Annotated in this window: 12 protein-coding genes and 1 tRNA gene; 7 read left to right on the top strand and 6 right to left on the bottom strand. The window is 68.6% G+C overall.

Features of this window, described 5'->3' with window-relative positions; genetic code table 11:
- Window positions 1-53: 53 nt before the first annotated feature.
- Window positions 54-3782, bottom strand: a complete 3729-nt coding sequence (recC, locus tag Tchl_RS09420) for an exodeoxyribonuclease V subunit gamma (RefSeq protein WP_075148171.1) — start codon at window positions 3780-3782, stop codon at window positions 54-56.
- Between the two features lie 190 nt (window positions 3783-3972).
- A complete protein-coding gene (locus Tchl_RS09415) occupies window positions 3973-4842 on the bottom strand; it encodes a cache domain-containing protein (protein ID WP_083945205.1) in 870 nt (289 codons plus the stop codon).
- 355 nt (window positions 4843-5197) lie between these two features.
- Here Tchl_RS09415 and Tchl_RS09410 point away from each other — a divergent pair, with 355 nt between their 5' ends.
- From Tchl_RS09410 to Tchl_RS09390, 5 genes are all read left to right on the top strand, one after another.
- Complete coding sequence (locus tag Tchl_RS09410) at window positions 5198-5734, top strand: cytochrome b (protein WP_075148169.1); 537 nt, start codon at window positions 5198-5200, stop codon at window positions 5732-5734.
- 32 nt (window positions 5735-5766) lie between these two features.
- Window positions 5767-6327 carry a YceI family protein gene (locus Tchl_RS09405; protein WP_075148168.1) on the top strand — a complete coding sequence of 187 codons (561 nt, stop codon included), beginning with the start codon at window positions 5767-5769 and terminating at the stop codon, window positions 6325-6327.
- 56 nt (window positions 6328-6383) lie between these two features.
- Entirely contained in the window at window positions 6384-6962 is a 579-nt protein-coding gene (locus Tchl_RS09400; RefSeq protein WP_075148167.1) for a YceI family protein, read from the top strand.
- Window positions 6963-7117: 155 nt separating this feature from the next.
- Window positions 7118-8137 (top strand): glutathione S-transferase family protein, encoded by a 1020-nt coding sequence (locus Tchl_RS09395; protein WP_075148166.1) that lies wholly within the window; start codon window positions 7118-7120, stop codon window positions 8135-8137.
- Between the two features lie 249 nt (window positions 8138-8386).
- Window positions 8387-9571, top strand: a complete 1185-nt coding sequence (locus Tchl_RS09390) for a thiolase family protein (protein WP_075148165.1) — start codon at window positions 8387-8389, stop codon at window positions 9569-9571.
- Window positions 9572-9723: 152 nt separating this feature from the next.
- Here the strand turns inward: Tchl_RS09390 and Tchl_RS09385 are convergent.
- The 4 genes from Tchl_RS09385 to Tchl_RS09370 form a co-directional block, all read right to left on the bottom strand.
- A tRNA-Pro gene (locus Tchl_RS09385) sits at window positions 9724-9800 on the bottom strand.
- Window positions 9801-9847: 47 nt separating this feature from the next.
- Window positions 9848-10816 carry an octaprenyl diphosphate synthase gene (ispB, locus tag Tchl_RS09380; RefSeq protein WP_075149671.1) on the bottom strand — a complete coding sequence of 323 codons (969 nt, stop codon included), beginning with the start codon at window positions 10814-10816 and terminating at the stop codon, window positions 9848-9850.
- Between the two features lie 100 nt (window positions 10817-10916).
- Entirely contained in the window at window positions 10917-12182 is a 1266-nt protein-coding gene (locus Tchl_RS09375) for an extracellular solute-binding protein (protein WP_075148164.1), read from the bottom strand.
- Between the two features lie 124 nt (window positions 12183-12306).
- The gene (locus Tchl_RS09370) at window positions 12307-13344 is read right to left on the bottom strand and encodes an aldo/keto reductase (protein ID WP_075149670.1); all 1038 of its coding nucleotides are present in this window, start codon (window positions 13342-13344) and stop codon (window positions 12307-12309) included.
- A gap of 215 nt (window positions 13345-13559) precedes the next feature.
- On the opposite strand from Tchl_RS09370, the gene rlmM reads away from it, so the two are divergent.
- Window positions 13560-14654 carry a 23S rRNA (cytidine(2498)-2'-O)-methyltransferase RlmM gene (gene rlmM, locus Tchl_RS09365; RefSeq protein ID WP_075148163.1) on the top strand — a complete coding sequence of 365 codons (1095 nt, stop codon included), beginning with the start codon at window positions 13560-13562 and terminating at the stop codon, window positions 14652-14654.
- Window positions 14655-14785: 131 nt separating this feature from the next.
- On the top strand, window positions 14786-16255 hold the full coding sequence (locus Tchl_RS09360) for a DEAD/DEAH box helicase (protein WP_075148162.1): 1470 nt from the start codon (window positions 14786-14788) through the stop codon (window positions 16253-16255).
- The last annotated feature ends 79 nt before the right edge of the window (window positions 16256-16334 follow it).

The raw sequence follows: 16334 nt of genomic DNA, 5'->3' as shown, positions 1-16334 counted from the left end.
CGGCAGCTCGCCCCCTTGCGCCGCGCCCCCGAATGCCTTCACCTGTTCGACGTTCACTTCCGGCTCCTCCCGCTTCCTGCATCCCCTGCCCCACCGTTCCTCCGCCCTCGCCGTTCCCCCTCCGCCCCCTCCGCCCGCTGGTGGATGGCGTCCTGCAGCGGGCGCAGCAGGTGCTCGGCCAGCGCCTGGAACTCGCCGCCGCCGACGAGGGCATCGAAGTCGGGAAAGGCGCGGCGCAGATAGGGACTGGCACCCAGTTCGCCGTCATTGCCGTAGCCGCCTTCGTAGACCGTCCGCGCCGCCGCCAGCGCCTTGCCGGCTACGCTCCCTTCCTCCCGCTCCCCGTCCCCCCGCTCCACCTCCCCGCCGTGCGCGGAGCCGGGCCGCGCGCGCAGCCAGGCGAATGCGGTCCGGGGAGGCAGCGGCAGGGGGCGGCCCATTCCGGCCTGCCAGGCGGCGAGCAGGTCGCGCAGGCGCTCGGCGGCAGCGGCGGCCTCGAGCGGCGCGAGCACGACCACCCCTTTCTTGCTCACCACCACCGTGGTCACCGCGCCCCGGGCGCACTGCCAGGCCAGGTGCCGGACCCAGTGGCGGATCAGTTTTTCGCCGCGGTAGTGGCGCTCCTTCACCAGGTCGCTGCGTTCGAGCACGATGACGGCGGATGAGGCGCCCGGGACGGCGCCCGCGGCGGCTCCTCCCGCGCCCGCTCCCTCTGCGATCTTGGCCTCGCCGCCCCCGTCACCGTCGCTGCAGCGCAGGCCGCCGAGCCAGTCGGCGAGTTCGAGGCGGACGCCGTCGCATACCGCCTCGAAGCGCAGCTCGAATTCGCCCTCCACCTTCCGCGGCCAGCGTGCGAGGGCCTGGGCGTAGGCGTCGAACAAGGCCTCCATCGGCTCGGCCAACTCGGTCGCGAGGCGCTCGCCGAAGGCCCCCGCGGCCAGCTCGCCGCGACGGCGGATCGCCCCCAGGCAGGCTTCGCGCGCTGCTGCCGGGGCCTCGCCCCGGTCCAGGGCATCGGCCTGGGCGGTGATCAGTTCGTCCTGCAGCTGCCACTTCTGCAGGCCGTCGAGAACGAACGGCTCGACATCCGTGCTCGCCGGATCCTCGTGCTCGAACGCGACCCCGAGGCGGCGGCGGAAGAAGGCCTTCACCGGATCGTGCAGGAAATCGGCCAGCTCGCCCACGCTGAGCGGCTCTTCGCGCGGCATCGGCGGCAGCGCGGCGGCCCCGGCGGCGGACGCCGGAGGCGCGCCGCGACGCCATTCGTGGGCATAGGTAAACAGCGCCGACGGGGCCGGATCGGGGGCGAAGTAGCGCATGCTGAAAGGCTGGAGCGGGTGCCCGACGGTGAGCGCCGCAAGCAGCGCCCGCGCCGCCTCCGCCGCGCTGGACACCTTATCGCCCGCCAGGCGCCAGCCGGCGCCGAGGTGGTCGCGCAGCTGGCCGACCAGCACCGAAGGCGGGCGCTCGGTGTTGTCGTTGATGCTGCGCCCCACCCACGACACGTACAGGCGTTCGCGCGCCGACAACAGCGCCTCGAGGAACAGGTAGCGGTCGTCCTCGCGCCGCGAGCGGTCGCCGGGGCGATAGTCGCGCCCCATCAGGTCGAAGTCGAGCGGCTCGCGGGTGCGCGGATAATCACCGTCGTTCATCCCCAGCAGACAGATGTGGCGGAACGGGATCGCGCGCATCGGCATCAGCGTGGCGAAGGTCACCGCGCCGGCGAAAAACCGCTGGCCGAGGCCGCCGTCGTCGACACTGTCGAGCCAGTGTCCGGCCACCACCGCCAGCGGCAGGGGCTCGTCCAGCGCCGCCTCGTCGCAGGCGTCGAGCCAGCGCTGGAGCGCGGCCTCGAGGCGCGACAGGGTGTAGGCGTCGGCCGCCGTCGCCGGCGCGAAGAAGTGCGCGAGCAGGGCGCGCAGGCGCTCGCCCCAGGCGCGCGGCGTGGCCGGCGTGCGCAGCATGCGCCAGGCGTCGTCGAGGCGGGCGAGGAGCATGGCGAGGGGGCCGAGCAGCGCGGCATCGAGGCCGCCGATCTCGCCATAGGGCTCGATGTCCTGCCACGGCGCCGCCTCAATCCCCGCCGCGTACCCCAGCAGCATCCGGCGCAGGCCGAACAGCCAGCTGTTCGGCGCCGCCTCGCCGGCGTCGGGCAGCGCCAGCTGGGTGCGCTGTTCGCCGTGCAGCGCCCAGCGGATGTTGGCCCCGCGGATCCAGCGGTGGAGCACCGCCACGTCATCCGCGGCGAGCCCGAAGCGCGCGCGCAGCGCCGGAACTTCGAGCAGGTCGAGGACGTCGCTGACCGCCAGCCGCGACTGCGGCAGGCCGAGCAAGCACTCCAGCGCATTGAGCAGCGGGTCGATGCGGCGCGGGCCCTGGTCGGCCAGGCTGAAGGGGATGAAGCGCCGGTCGTGGGGCTCGTTCAGCCCGAACACGGCCTCGATGTGGGGGGCGTAGGCGTCGATGTCGGGGACCATGACGATCACGTCGCGCGGACGCAGCCCGGGGTCGGCATCGAAGGCGGCGAGAAGCTGGTCGTGGAGGATCTCGACTTCCCGCTGCCGGCTGTGGGCGACGTGAAAGCACAGCGAGCGGTCGCTGGCGGGGTCGACCGTGCGCCCGAGACGCCGGATTTCGGGCAGCGAACGCAGCGCACGGATGTCGTCCTGGAGCTGCTGCAACAGGGTGGCACCGGCAGTGGCGACAAAGAGGTCGATGCGCTCGCCGATGGCGGCGAAGCGGTGCTGGTGGCCGGCCCGGGCGCCGGGGTCGTCGTGCTCGTCGAGCAGCGCGATCGTGTCGCGCCCCTGCTTGCCCCATGCCGCAAGCAGCGGATGGGCGTGCAGGTGCAGCGCCTCCTCGCTCAGCGCGGGCGGCGAACCCGGCTTGCGCGCCTGGCGCGACGCGCGCGCGCGCAGCAGGTCCTGCCCGGAGACGATGTCCGCCCAGTAATGCTCGCACGGGTTATGCACGCACATCAGCACCTGCGACCACTGCGCGAGCGCGGCCAGCACTTCGAGCGACTGGCGCGGTAGCGCGGAGATGCCGAACACCAGCACCCGGCGCGGCAGCGCAGGCGGTCGCGGTGAGTCGGCAAGGGCGCGGGCGCGCTCGAGGAAGGCTTCGTGCACGGTGGCACGCCCGCCCGCCGCCCGTGCCGCACCGCCCGTTGCCGGGCGCGCCGCCCCGATGTCGGCATGCAGGTGGCGCCACAGCGCGGCCTGCCAGCGCTGGTCCTCGGGCAGCGGCGACACCTCGCCACGGGCGTCGATCAGCACATCCTCCCCCCGCGCCCACGCCGCCAGCCAGTCGGCACGGTACACCTGGTACTGGTCGTACAGGTCGGCGACACGCTCGGCGAGCTGGAAGCGCTTGCGCAAGTCGGCATCGTCATCGAGGAAGCGCTGCAGCGGCCGGTACACCGGCTCGGCACCGAGCGCCGGCAAGATGCGCATCAGCCGCCACCGCAGGCGCGTCTCGTCGAACGGCGAGACCTCCGGCACCGCATCGCGCCCGAGCACCGCACGATAGGCCTGCCACAGGAAGCGCGACGGCAGCGAGAACGACAGCCCCGCGGCGATGCCGCAGCCGCCCCGCCCGGCGTCGGCGGCGAGCGCGAACTTGAGCCACTGCGCGATGCCGTTGCTCTGCACCAGGACCATTTCGGTCTCCAGCGGCGCGAGCGGATGACGTTTCATCCAGGTGACGAGCAGGTCGCGCAGGGACTCGGCCTGGTTGCCGTGGATCAGGATCAGGCCGGGAGAGAGGTCGACGTCGGTCAACGCGATGCTCCGGGGTACGGGAAACGTCGCCGGAAGGTAGCCGTCATTGACCCGTCATGCAACCTGCGGCGGCCACGGACGCTCTCTCCGACAGCCCGGATCATGACGTCAGGATGAGGCGGGGAGGCACCCTGCGGTGGCGGAACCGCACATCCGGAATGACTGGCGAGTCCGCCGCCCGCTATCGGGATCACTCTTTCGGGTAGGCTCCGACGCCGACCAGATAGCGCCCCACGCGCTTGACGTAGGAGACCTTGTTCTCCGTTTTCCGGGTGACGGGGTTCGTCCACAGATAGTCGACCTCCGCGACCTCCCGCTCCCCGCTCAGCCGCACCATTTCCTGGATGAACAGCTTTCCGCCCGGGTCGCGCAGATCACCGACGGTCTTCCCGACCAGGCGCGGCTGCGCGCCATGGGCATGCACCCGCATGTCGTCCACATCGACCACGAAGACGTAGAGATCGTCCTGGATGAAACCGCCGTTGAGGTCGTTGAACGTGCGGATCGCGGCTTCGGGTTCGTGCTTGATTTCGTGAACTGCCCGCCAGAGCATCGACCGGGCCTGCTCCGCCGAAGCGTGTGCGATGTAGTAACCGACCGCGATGATGGCATCACCCACGGCCTGGTAATGGGTGACCTTCTGTACCGTCTTGCCGTACTGTGGGTTGAGCCAGCGGTACTTCACTGTGCCCGCCCCCTTGGCCCGGGCGCCGTCGATCATTTCACGGATGAACGGCTTTCCATCGACATCCTTCAGGTCGCCGATGTTGCGATCGATCAGGGTAATGGACGGTCCGCCGCTGGCCTTCATGGTGCCGTCGAAGCCGAGCGCATAGACGTACAAGTCACCGGACAGGAATTCACCGGCGCGGCTGAACGCGGCGAAGGCGGCGTCACCGTCAGCCTTGTAGCGCGCGACGGCGCGCTCGAGAAGCACCTTGGCCGCGACGCTGTCGGAGGCCTCGGCGACGGCGATACGCTCAGCCGCTCCGGTAGCCGGGGCAGCGATGGGCACTGCAAGGAGGATCGAAGCGGCGATCAGGGCGCGTGTCGATTTCACGATGGCGGGTTCACTCGAAAATTATGATGATCATCCCCGACCTTCGGGGCTGGAATCGGGCGGCTGCTCCTCTTTCCGAAGGCAATCCCGCATCGATTTCGTGCAGACCAGTATAGCCGGAGCAGGCCACCAGGTTCTGCACGGGATGCAACGTCGACTACCGGCTCAGGTACTTGCGGAGAGCACCCGTGCCAAGCGGCCGGACGAGGCGATGGCGTCGAGCCGGTTTATTGTTCCATCAGAGGCAACTGTGAGTTGACGATTGTCCTCTATTTAAACTCCCACGTGCCGCATACAGTCCACCCATCGCGTGCACCGGCACCGCCGCCGGACGCGCCGCCCAAGGACACCGGACATGAGCACGCACTACACCGCCACGGCCAAGGCCCTGCACTGGGTCACCACCGCCCTCATCTTCGGGCTGCTCGGCCTGGGCTTCTACATGCACGACCTGCCGCTGTCGCCGACCAAGCTGCAGCTGTACGCATGGCACAAGTGGGCCGGTGTCACCATGTTCCTGGTCGCCGTATTCCGCCTCGCCTGGCGCGTCACCCACCGCCCTCCCGCCCTGCCCGGGCACATGCCCCGGATCGAGCGCCTGGCAGCACACGCCGGCCACTACCTGCTGTACGTGCTGATGCTCGCAATCCCGCTGTCGGGCTGGCTGATGAGCTCGGCCAAGGGCTTCCAGACCGTGTGGTTCGGCGTCCTGCCGCTCCCCGACCTGCTCGGCAAGGACAAGCAACTCGGCGACCTGCTGCAGACCGTGCATCTGAGCCTGAACCTGCTGCTGGTCGCGGTGCTGCTGGGCCATGCCGGTGCCGCCCTGAAGCACCATTTCATCGACAAGGACGACGTGCTGACCCGCATCCTGCCGCGTCGTACCGCCTGAACGCCCCACCGTACCGCAGAGGACATCCGATCATGAACCGCATTGCCATCGCGCTCCTGGGCGCGCTCGCCCTCGCCGGCACCGCCCACGCCGTCGAATACACCCGGGTCCGGGCCGAGCAGAGCCGGATCGACTTCGACTACCGGCAGATGGGGGTGTCGATGGCGGGCCGCTTCGGCACCTTCGCCAGCGAGCTGCGCTTCGACCCGGCAGACCCGGCCGCGGCCACGGCAGCGGTCGAAGTCGATCTGGCCAGCGTCGATACCGGCAGCGCCGAGGGCGACGCCGAAGTGGCCACCCGGAGCTGGTTCGACACCTCGAGCTTCCCGGTTGCCCGCTTCGAATCGACCGGCGTCAAGGCGCTCGGCGGCAACCGCTATGAAGTCGCCGGCCGGCTGACAATCAAGGGCACGACCCGCGACGTCGTCGTCCCGGCAACGTTCACGGCGCAGGGCGACAGTGCCGTGTTCGACGGCAATCTCACGATCCAGCGCGGCGATTTCTCGATCGGCGAAGGCGCGTGGAAAGCCTTCGACATCGTCGCCAACGACGTCGTGATCAAGTTCCGCATCACCGCCGCGGCCGCCAAGTAAGCCGCCCTCCATCCACCCCCTTGTGCTTTTTTACCTCCCCTGAAGGACACTCCGCCATGAACCGCTTCGCCCGACTTTCCGCCGCCCTGCTCGTCTGCGCCGCGACCGCCGCCCCGGCGCTGGCCGCGCCCGCGACCTACACCGTCGACGGCACCCACACATTCCCGCGCTTCTCGTACAGCCACTTCGGCCTGTCGACCCAGCTGTCGAAATTCAACAAGACCAGCGGCACCATCACCCTCGACAAGGCTGCCAGGACCGGCGCGGTCGACATCACCATCGACATGACCTCGGTCGATACCGGCTACGAGACGTTCGACGGCCACATCCAGGGCGAGGACTTCCTCGACACCGCCAGGTACCCGACCGCCACCTTCAAGTCGACCGCGGTGACGTTCGAAGGCGACAAGCCGGTCGCCATCGACGGCGATCTCACCATCAAGGGGGTGACCAGGCCGGTCACGCTGAAGGTGAGCAACTTCACCAACATGCCGCACCCGATGCTCAAGAAGGACGCGATCGGCGCCGACGCCACGGTGGTGATCAAGCGCAGCGAGTTCAACGCCGGCAAGTTCGCCCCGAACGTCGGCGACGACGTGACGATCACGGTCGCGCTCGAAGCGATCCAGAACTGAGAGCAGCGCCGGGAGACGGGTCGAAGCTGCGCGGCGATGCGGCCGGAGCCCGTTCTCCGGGGCGCGCCTGAACGAAACATCGCATGGCAGACTCGAACCGCCGGGCGCGCATCCGCATCCGGCAATGCCTGCGAAAGCGCGCGAAGGAGGCCAGGATGGGATTGCTTATCGACGGCAAATGGGTCGATCGGTGGTACGACACCGCGGCCAGCGCGGGACGCTTCGTGCGCAGCGAGGCGCAGTTCCGCAACTGGATCACCCCCGACGGCCGCCCCGGCCCGAGTGGCGAAGGCGGCTTCGCGGCGCAACCCGGGCGCTACCACCTGTACGTCTCACTGGCCTGCCCGTGGGCCCATCGCACGCTGATCTTCCGTGTGTTGAAGGGGCTCGAAGCGATTATCGGGGTGTCGGTGGTCAATCCGCACATGGCCGACAACGGCTGGACATTCGCACCAGCGCCCGGCGTCATCACCGATCCGGTCGGGCAGGCGCGCCATCTGTATGAAGTCTATCTGCGCGCCCGACCCGGTTACAGCGGCCGGGTGACGGTGCCGGTACTGTGGGACCTGGAGCGCAACACGATCGTCAGCAACGAGTCGGCCGAAATCATCCGCATGCTGAACTCGGCCTTCGACGGCGTCGGCGCCCGGCCCGGCGACTACGCTCCGGCGGAGTTGCTGGCGCAGATCGACGCGATCAATGCCCACGTGTACGACACCATCAACAACGGCGTGTACAAGGCCGGCTTCGCCACCGAGCAGCAGGTCTACGAACGCGAGGTAGCGGCCTTGTTCGCGGCCCTCGACGGACTCGAAGCCCGGCTGTCGGGCCAGCGCTATCTGCTCGGCGAGCGCATCACCGAAGCCGACTGGCGCCTGTTCACCACCCTGGTGCGCTTCGACGCGGTCTATCACGGCCACTTCAAGTGCAACCTGCGCCGCCTGAGCGACTACCCGCAGCTCTGGGGCCATACCCGCGAGCTGTATCAATGGCCCGGCGTGGCCGCCACGGTGGACCTGCGCCATATCAAGGAGCACTACTACCGGAGCCACATCACGATCAACCCGAACGGAATCGTCCCGGCGGGACCGGTGCTCGACTTCGACGCCCCTCATGGGCGCGACATCCACCTGCGCATTCCGCCACTGCACGAGCGCAAGGAAGACATCGCCTGATTCATGCGTCACTTTGATATTCGGCAGGTGGGCGCGGCACGCAGCGATTACGCAAATCGCAAAAGGCGCGATCCTGATCGAGGGCCCGCAGGACGGAGCCCTTCCATGAGCAGCGTCCCCGTCGCCGGCAGCACGGCCCCCAGCCTGACCCGATGGATCGTCACGATCCTGGTGGCGCTATCGGGGTGTTTGCGGCGGACTGACCCGAACGGCGCGTAAACGACAATTTACCTGACTGGAGGATCCATCATGAGCAAGCGTGAAATTGTGCTGTGCGCTCCGGTTCGCACCGCGATCGGCGCCTACGCCGGCAGCCTCAAGGACGTTGCCGCCCCCACCCTGGGCGCCGCGGTCATCCGCGCCACGCTTGAGCGTGCGGGCCTCGCCGGCGACAAGGTCGAAGCGGTCGTGATGGGTAACGTGATCCAGGCCGGGGGGCGCATGAATCCCGCGCGCCAGGCCGGCATCGGCGCCGGTTTGCCGGTCGAGGTGCCAGCGCTCACGGTCAACCGCGTCTGCGGCTCCGGCGCGCAGGGGATCGTCAGTGCGGCGCTCGAAGTCGGCGCCGGCATGATCGACTGCGCGGTGGCGGGCGGCATGGAGAACATGGACCGCGCCCCCTACCTGCTGCCGCAGGGACGCTGGGGTGCGCGCATGGGCGACGTCACGCTGCTCGACAGCATGCTGTACGACGGGCTCAACGATGCCTTCAGCGGCCAGCACTCCGGCTGGCACGCCGAAGATCTGGTCACCCACTGCCAGATTTCGCGCGAGGAACAGGACCGCTGGGCGCTGCGCTCGCAGCAGCGCTTCTCCGACGCCCAGGCGACGGGGCTGTTCGACGCCGAGATCGTCGCCGTCGAAGTACCCGGACGCAAGGGAGCGGCCCGCTTCGAGCGTGACGAGCACAACCGCCCGGAAACGACCGCCGAATCGCTCACCAAGCTGCGTCCTGCCTTCCGCAAGGACGGCACGATCACCGCAGGCAATGCCCCCGGGCTCAACTCGGGGGCGGCGGCGATGATCGTCGCCGAGCGCGCATGGGCAGAACGCAACGGGCTGGTACCGATCGCCCGCCTCGCCGCCTACGGCGTGGCGGCGGTTGAACCCGGCATGTTCGGACTCGGACCGGTGCCTGCCGTGCGGCAGGCGCTGAAGCGCGCCGGCTGGTCGATCAGTGACGTCGATCGCATCGAGATCAACGAGGCCTTTGCCGCCATTGCGCTGGCCTGTCTGCGCGAATTGGGGCTTGCCGAGGACGTGGTCAATGTCCAGGGTGGCGCGATCGCGCATGGCCACCCGATCGGGGCCTCGGGTGCCGTGCTGACCACGCGGCTGATGCACAGCATGCAACGCGACGGCTTGAAGCGCGGCGTGGTAACGCTGTGCATCGGCGGCGGCCAGGGCATCGCACTCGCAATCGAGATGTATTGAGGCGACGGCCATGTACGAACTGCTCGGCCCGTCGACCGGGAGGCGAAAATGCTTGTCGTCGCACTCGTCACACTCGACATGCCGGATATCGCGCCAGCCCACAAGCAAAACGCCCAAGTGACTGAATCACTTGGGCGTTTCCCGGGAATGAGTGGTCGGGGAAAGAGGATTCGAACCTCCGGCCCCTGCGTCCCGAACGCAGTGCTCTACCAGGCTGAGCTATTCCCCGACGTTGTACTGCAGAGTACTTGTAGTGCTGCGAAGCCCACCAATATATCAGTGTTTTCGCGAAACTGCAAAGTCTGATAATTGTAGCAGCGCGTCCTTGAAAATGGAAGGGGGCAACACGGAAATCGCCTCGATTGCGCGCTGGGCCTCGGCCTGTGCGTAGCGGCGGGTTTCGTCGAGCGCGCCGGTAGCCTGGATCGCGCCGAGCACCGCGGCAAAATCATCACGGCCGCCGTGCTCGATCGCATTGCGCACCAGGGCGGCCTGCTCCGGCGTGCCGTGCTGCATGACGTAGATCAGCGGCAGGGTGGGCTTGCCTTCGGCGAGGTCGTCACCGAGGTGCTTGCCGGTCTCGGCTTCGTCGGCGGAATAATCGAGGACGTCGTCGATGAGTTGGAAAGCCGTCCCCAGATGTGTGCCGAAGGCGGCAAGGCGCGCCTCCTGCTCTTCGCTCGCCCCGCCCAGGATGCCGCCCAGGCGCGCCGCAGCCTCGAACAGCTTGGCGGTCTTGTAGCGGATCACGCGCAGGTAGTCATCGACGACGACGTCGGCGTTGTGGCAGTTGAGCAGCTGCAGCACCTCGCCTTCGGCGATGACGTTGGTCGCATCGGAGAGGACGCGCATCACGCGCATGTCGTCGACCCCGACCATCATCTGGAAGGCCCGCGAATAGAGGAAATCGCCGACCAGCACCGAGGCGGCGTTGCCGAACATGGTATTGGCGGTCTTGTTGCCACGGCGCAGTTCGGATTCGTCGACGACGTCGTCGTGCAGCAGGGTGGCGGTATGGATGAACTCGACCACGGCGGCCAGTTCATGGTGTTGCGTGCCCTGGTAGCCCATGGCGCCGGCGGTAAACAGCACCAGCGCCGGGCGCAGGCGCTTGCCACCACTGTGGATGATGTACTCCGCCACCTGACGGATCAGGACCACATCCGAATACAGGCGGTTACGGATGACCGCATCCACTGCCTGCATGTCGGCGGCGATCGGGGCGAAAAGCTGCTTGACGGACAAGGCGGGCACGCTCGCGGAAAAAGCGGAATGGTAGGTGCCGCGGACACGCGGCGTCAAGGTACGTAAGGCCTGTGGCGAACGCGGACGGCGGAAGGTGCGCTCAGCGGCCGTTGCGCGCGCGCATCACGGCATTGTCGAGCGCTTCCTTGGCGGCCTTCTCGTCGGCCCACACTCCGGCCAGTTCCTCGTCGAGGATGCGCCGCACCTTCTGGCGCTCGACCACGGGCTGGGCCGAAGACTGCGGGGTGGCCGGCTTGTGGGTGAGCTGATCCACCGCCACGCGCACGTTCTCGAGGTCGTTGCCGAGCAGCTCGCTGCGCGACGCCAGCAGGCCGGCGCGATTGAGCGGCAGGTAGCCCGTTTCGCGCTGCCAGGCGACCTGGTTCTCGGGCTGCAGCCAGAACGCGACAAAGCGCGCCACCGCCTTGTACTCCTGGGGCTTCTTGCCCGCCGCAACCCACAGCGCGGGGCCATCGGCGACGGTGTTCTGCGGCGCCCCGGGAAAATCCTCGTAGTACGGCAGGCGCGAAACGCCGACATCGAGCTTGCCAGTGCGGCGAAAGTCCACCCAGCTCGCCGAGGGCGCCGCGATCACGGCGCAATCGCCGCTGGCGAAGCGCTGCTCGGCTTCGGCCTGGTGGCCGAAGACATGCAGGTAGCGCGCCCGCGTCCAGCTCGCCATCATCGCCACGTGCTTGACCTGGAACATGCCGTTGAAGCTGGGCACATGGACCTTTCCGGCGGCGGTCGCCACCGGCGCGTTATGCCAGGCGCTGAGGTTCTCCACCATCACGCGACCGGGTTCGGACACGGTGTACGGGCAGGCGTGCCCGGTGTCGGCCAGACGCCCCAGGGTTTCCTGCAGTTCGAACCAGGTGTCGACCCGGGTCGTGTCCGGATTCATGCCGGCGCGGCGCAGCGCATCGCGATTGAGAAACAGCACCGGCGTCGACAGCCCGACCGGCAAGGCCAGCAGGCGGCCCTGGGCGTCCACCGGAGTACGCGTCATCATCGCCGGCGGACGCAGAGTCTGCAGCGCCACCCCGCTTTCGCGCATCAACGCATGCAGCGGCTTGAAACGCGGCTTGCCGGCGACAAAATCGTCTTCATCGTCGCCCTCGAGGATCAGCAGGTGCGGCGCGGCGCCGCGCCAGTCGGCCTGCGACAGGACGACGCGCACCTCCTTCGACTGGGCATTGAAGCGCTCGACCAGGCCGGCAAGGGCCGCCGCCCTGGTTTCCGGCAGGCGATGGAAGAGCTCGATCTGCTGCTGCGGCGGCGCGGCGGCGAATGCAGGCAGCGGCACAGTGGCGGCGGCGCAGCCGGAAAAGACGCTGAACAGAAGTTTCAACCGCGTTGTATTCATGGCTCGGCACGCATCGGCAAGGGCCGGGGCGACGGCCCCGGAAGCGGCGGGATTATAGTCGTGCCGCAGCCGCCCCGCGGACCGTAGTTGTAACACGGCCGCGGTGAACACGAGGCCCTGCCGCTCAGGGCGCGGGATTGGTATGGAGCAGGTGGACGGCGTCGATTTCCCGGCACAAATCCTCGTCCGCCACGACATCCCAGGCGTCGAGGTTTTCCACGAGCTGGGCCATCGTCGTCGCACCGATGATGGTGCTGGTGACAAACCAGCGCGAGTACACGAAGGCCAGCGCCAGCGCCGCCGGGCTGAGGCCATGGCGGCGGGCGAGCTCGACATAGGTGCGCACTGCCGGCTGCACGCCGGGCTTGGTGTAGCGCACGCCGAAACTCTCGAACAGGGTGATTCGCCCTTCTCCAGCCGGTTCGGCCAGATATTTCCCCGACAGGTGACCGAAGGCCAGCGGCGAGTAGGCCAGCATCCCCACCTTCTCGCGATAGGAGATTTCGCTCAGACCATACTCATAGACGCGATTGAGCAGATTGTACGAATTCTGCACCGTCGCCACGCGCGGCAGGCCGGACTCGCGGGCCACGCGCAGGAACTCCATCACCCCCCAGGGCTGCTCGTTCGACAACCCGATCTGCCTGATCTTGCCTTCTTCCACCAGCTCGGCGAGGGCCTCGAGCTGGGCGCGGATCGGGGTGCACGCGCGCTCGCGGGCGGGGTCGAAGCTGCCCTGACCGAACAGCGGCTGGTTGCGCTCGGGCCAGTGCAGCTGGTAGAGATCGATGTAGTCGGTGCGCAACCGGCGCAGACTGCCTTCGACCGCGGCGCGGATGTTGGCCCGGTCGAGTGCGGGTGGCCCACCGCGGATCCAGCCCAGGCTGCGCGCCGGACCGGTCACCTTGGTGGCGATGACGAGCTTTTCACGCGGCTTGCGCGCGAGCCAGTTGCCGACGATCGACTCGGTGGCACCGCTGGTTTCGGCGCGGCTCGGGACCGGGTACATCTCGGCGGTGTCGATGAAGTTGATCCCGCGCTCGAAGGCATGGTCGAGCAGGCGGTGCCCCTCGGCCTCGCCGGCTTGCTGGCCGAAAGTCATCGTCCCCAGGCAGATCGCCGACACCTGCGGACCCGCTTCACCGAGCGGACGGTACTGCATTTGACGCTTGTTCATGTGCTCTCCTGTTGTCGATCGATCGGCTGCGGCCCGCCGCCAGCCTGTTGTGCGGCTGTTACGGCATGTCCCGGCAAAGCGGCCCGGAATCCCGGCGTGCTCGCCAGTCCTCGCAAGGCGGCTTATCATCCCGGCTTCCGGCCCGTCGCATCCCGACCGAAGGCCCAATCATACTTCAGCGCCTGCGCACCCTCACCCCGATGAATCAGCACACTCCCGCCGCCGGCCTGCACTGCGCCGGCCTGATCGGCTATTGCCGCGCCGGCTTCGAAAAGGAACTGGCCGCCGAGCTCGACGATTTCGCCGCCGAAGCCGGCCTGATCGGCCATCTCCGCGCCGGGCCGAACACCGGTTTCGCGCTGTTCGAAACCTTCGAGCCGACCCCGCTCGGCGCTTTCGGCCAGACCACCGACTGGCGCCGCGCGACGTTCGCCCGCCAACTGCTGCCCTGGTTCGGCCGCATCGACGAACTGCCCGAGCGCGACCGCGCCACGCCCATCGTCGCCGCGGTCAAAGCCTGCGGCCAGCGCTTTTCCGGCGTCGTGCTGGAAACCCCGGACACCGACGAGGCCAAGCAGCGCTCGGGCTTTTGCAAGCGCTTCACCGAACCGCTGAGCAAGGCGCTGGAGAAGGCCGGCTGCCTGCGCACCAGCCGTGCCGGACTGCCGGTGCTGCATGTCGTGTTCACCGATGCCACCACCGCCTGGCTCGCCGCCGGCCAGCCGGGGCAGTGCGCACCGTGGCCGATGGGCATCCCCCGCCTGCGCATGCCCTCGAACGCGCCCAGCCGGTCGACGATGAAGCTCGCCGAAGCATTCATGACCCTGCTCGACGACGGCGAGCGCGACACGATCCTGCGCGCCGGCCAGCGCGCGGTCGACCTCGGTGCCGCCCCCGGCGGCTGGACCTGGCAGCTGGTGGGCCGCGGCCTGCGCGTCACCGCGATCGACAACGGCCCGCTGCGCGACAGCGTGATGGCCACCGAGATGGTCGAACACCTGCGCGCCGACGGCTTCACCTGGCGGCCGCAGCGGCCGGTGGACTGGATGGTGTGCGACATGGTCGAGCAGCCCTCGCGGATCGCTTCGCTGATGGCCGAGTGGATCGCCACCGGGCGCTGCCGCTACACCATCTTCAACCTCAAGCTGCCGATGAAGCGCCGGCTCGAAGCGGTCGAGCAATGCCGCGAGCTGATCCGCAAGCGCCTCGCCAGCGTCGGCCCCTTCGATCTGCGTATCAAGCAGCTCTACCACGACCGCGAGGAAGTCACCGCCTTCCTCACCCTCAAGCGTTAGCCAGCGGCCGCCCCGCTGGTGCTGCCCCCTCACCGAACCCTCTGACCCGGAACGGTTTTGTGCGCCGTGTATAATCCGGACTTTCGCAATCCGGACGGCCGCGCCCGAGCCGCCCCCAACCGAAGGCACCCATGAGCTTCGCCGATCTCGGCCTGATTCCCGAACTGCTGCAAGCCGTCGCCGACGCCGGCTACACCGAGCCGACGCCGATCCAGCGCCAGGCCATTCCCACCGTCATCGCCGGCCACGACGTCATGGGCGGCGCGCAGACCGGCACCGGCAAGACCGCCGGTTTCACCCTGCCGCTGCTGCACCGCATCGCCCGCCACGCCAGCACCAGCACATCGCCGGCACGCCACCAGACGCGCGCGCTGATCCTCGCGCCCACGCGCGAACTGGCGATGCAGGTGTACGAGTCGGTCAAGACCTACAGCAAGCACCTGCCGCTGCGCTCGGTGTGCGTCTATGGCGGCGTCGACATCCGGCCGCAGCAGATGGAGCTGCGCCGCGGCATCGAAGTGGTGATCGCCACGCCGGGGCGGCTGCTGGATCACATCGAACAGAAGTCGATCAACCTGTCCCAGGTCGAAGTGCTGGTGCTCGACGAAGCCGACCGCATGCTCGACATGGGCTTCATTCCCGACATCAAGCGCATCCTCGCGTTGCTCCCGGCCCAGCGCCAGAGCCTGCTGTTCTCGGCGACCTTCTCGGACGAGATCAAGAAGCTCGCCGACCAGATGCTGAAGAACCCGCAGCTGATCGAGGTCGCACGCCGCAACATGGTGTCGGAGACGATCACCCACGTCGTGCATCCGGTGTCCTCGGGCATGAAGCGCAACCTGCTCGCCCACCTGCTGCGGCACAAGCCCGACACCCAGGCGCTGGTCTTCGTCGACACCAAGATCGTCTGCGGACGCCTGGCCCACTTCCTCGAGCGCAGCGGCATCTCGGCCGACGCCATCCACGGCGACAAGAGCCAGCAGCAGCGCACCGAAACGCTCGAGGCCTTCAAGAGCGGCAGGCTGCGCGTGCTGGTCGCCACCGACGTCGCCGCGCGCGGCCTCGACATCGACGAGTTGCCCTTCGTCATCAACTTCGAGCTGCCGCACACCGCCGAAGACTACGTGCACCGCATCGGCCGCACCGGCCGCGCCGGCCACCAGGGCAATGCGATCTCGCTCGTCAGCTCGGAGGAAAAGCACTGGCTGGCCGAAATCCAGAAGCTGATCAAGTTCGAGATTCCGCAGGAGGTCGTGCCCGGCTTCGACCCGGAGCCCGAATTCTTCGAGGCCGGCAGCCGCAGCCAGCGCTCGCGCCGCCCGCCGCCCGAGCGCGAGGCCGGCGAACGCCCGCGCCCCGCACGCAGCGCCCCCCGTGAACGCGACGTCCCCGGCTCCCGCGAAAGTGCGCGCAGCACCCCGCGCCGCAACCGCCCGACGATCGCCGCCGACGGCTTCGATTTCAGCAAGCCCTATCAGCCGGTCAACGCTGTCATTGCCACGCAACTCCCGCCCGGCACGGCCTCCCCGGACCAGCCGGACCCGCTGCGCCGCAGCCAGCGCCCGATCGCTGTATTGCTCGGCGGCCTCGGGCGCAAGTAGGCCGGCCCGCGCCGACGGCAGCGGGCGGCGAGTCCAGCCACCACGGCCGGGCTTGCCGCCCGATGTCCGATGCAGCCGC

It is taken from the genome of Thauera chlorobenzoica, assembly GCF_001922305.1.
Lineage (GTDB): Bacteria > Pseudomonadota > Gammaproteobacteria > Burkholderiales > Rhodocyclaceae > Thauera > Thauera chlorobenzoica.
Note: the sequence above shows the minus strand (reverse complement) of the source record. Positions and strands in the feature narration are given on the sequence as shown.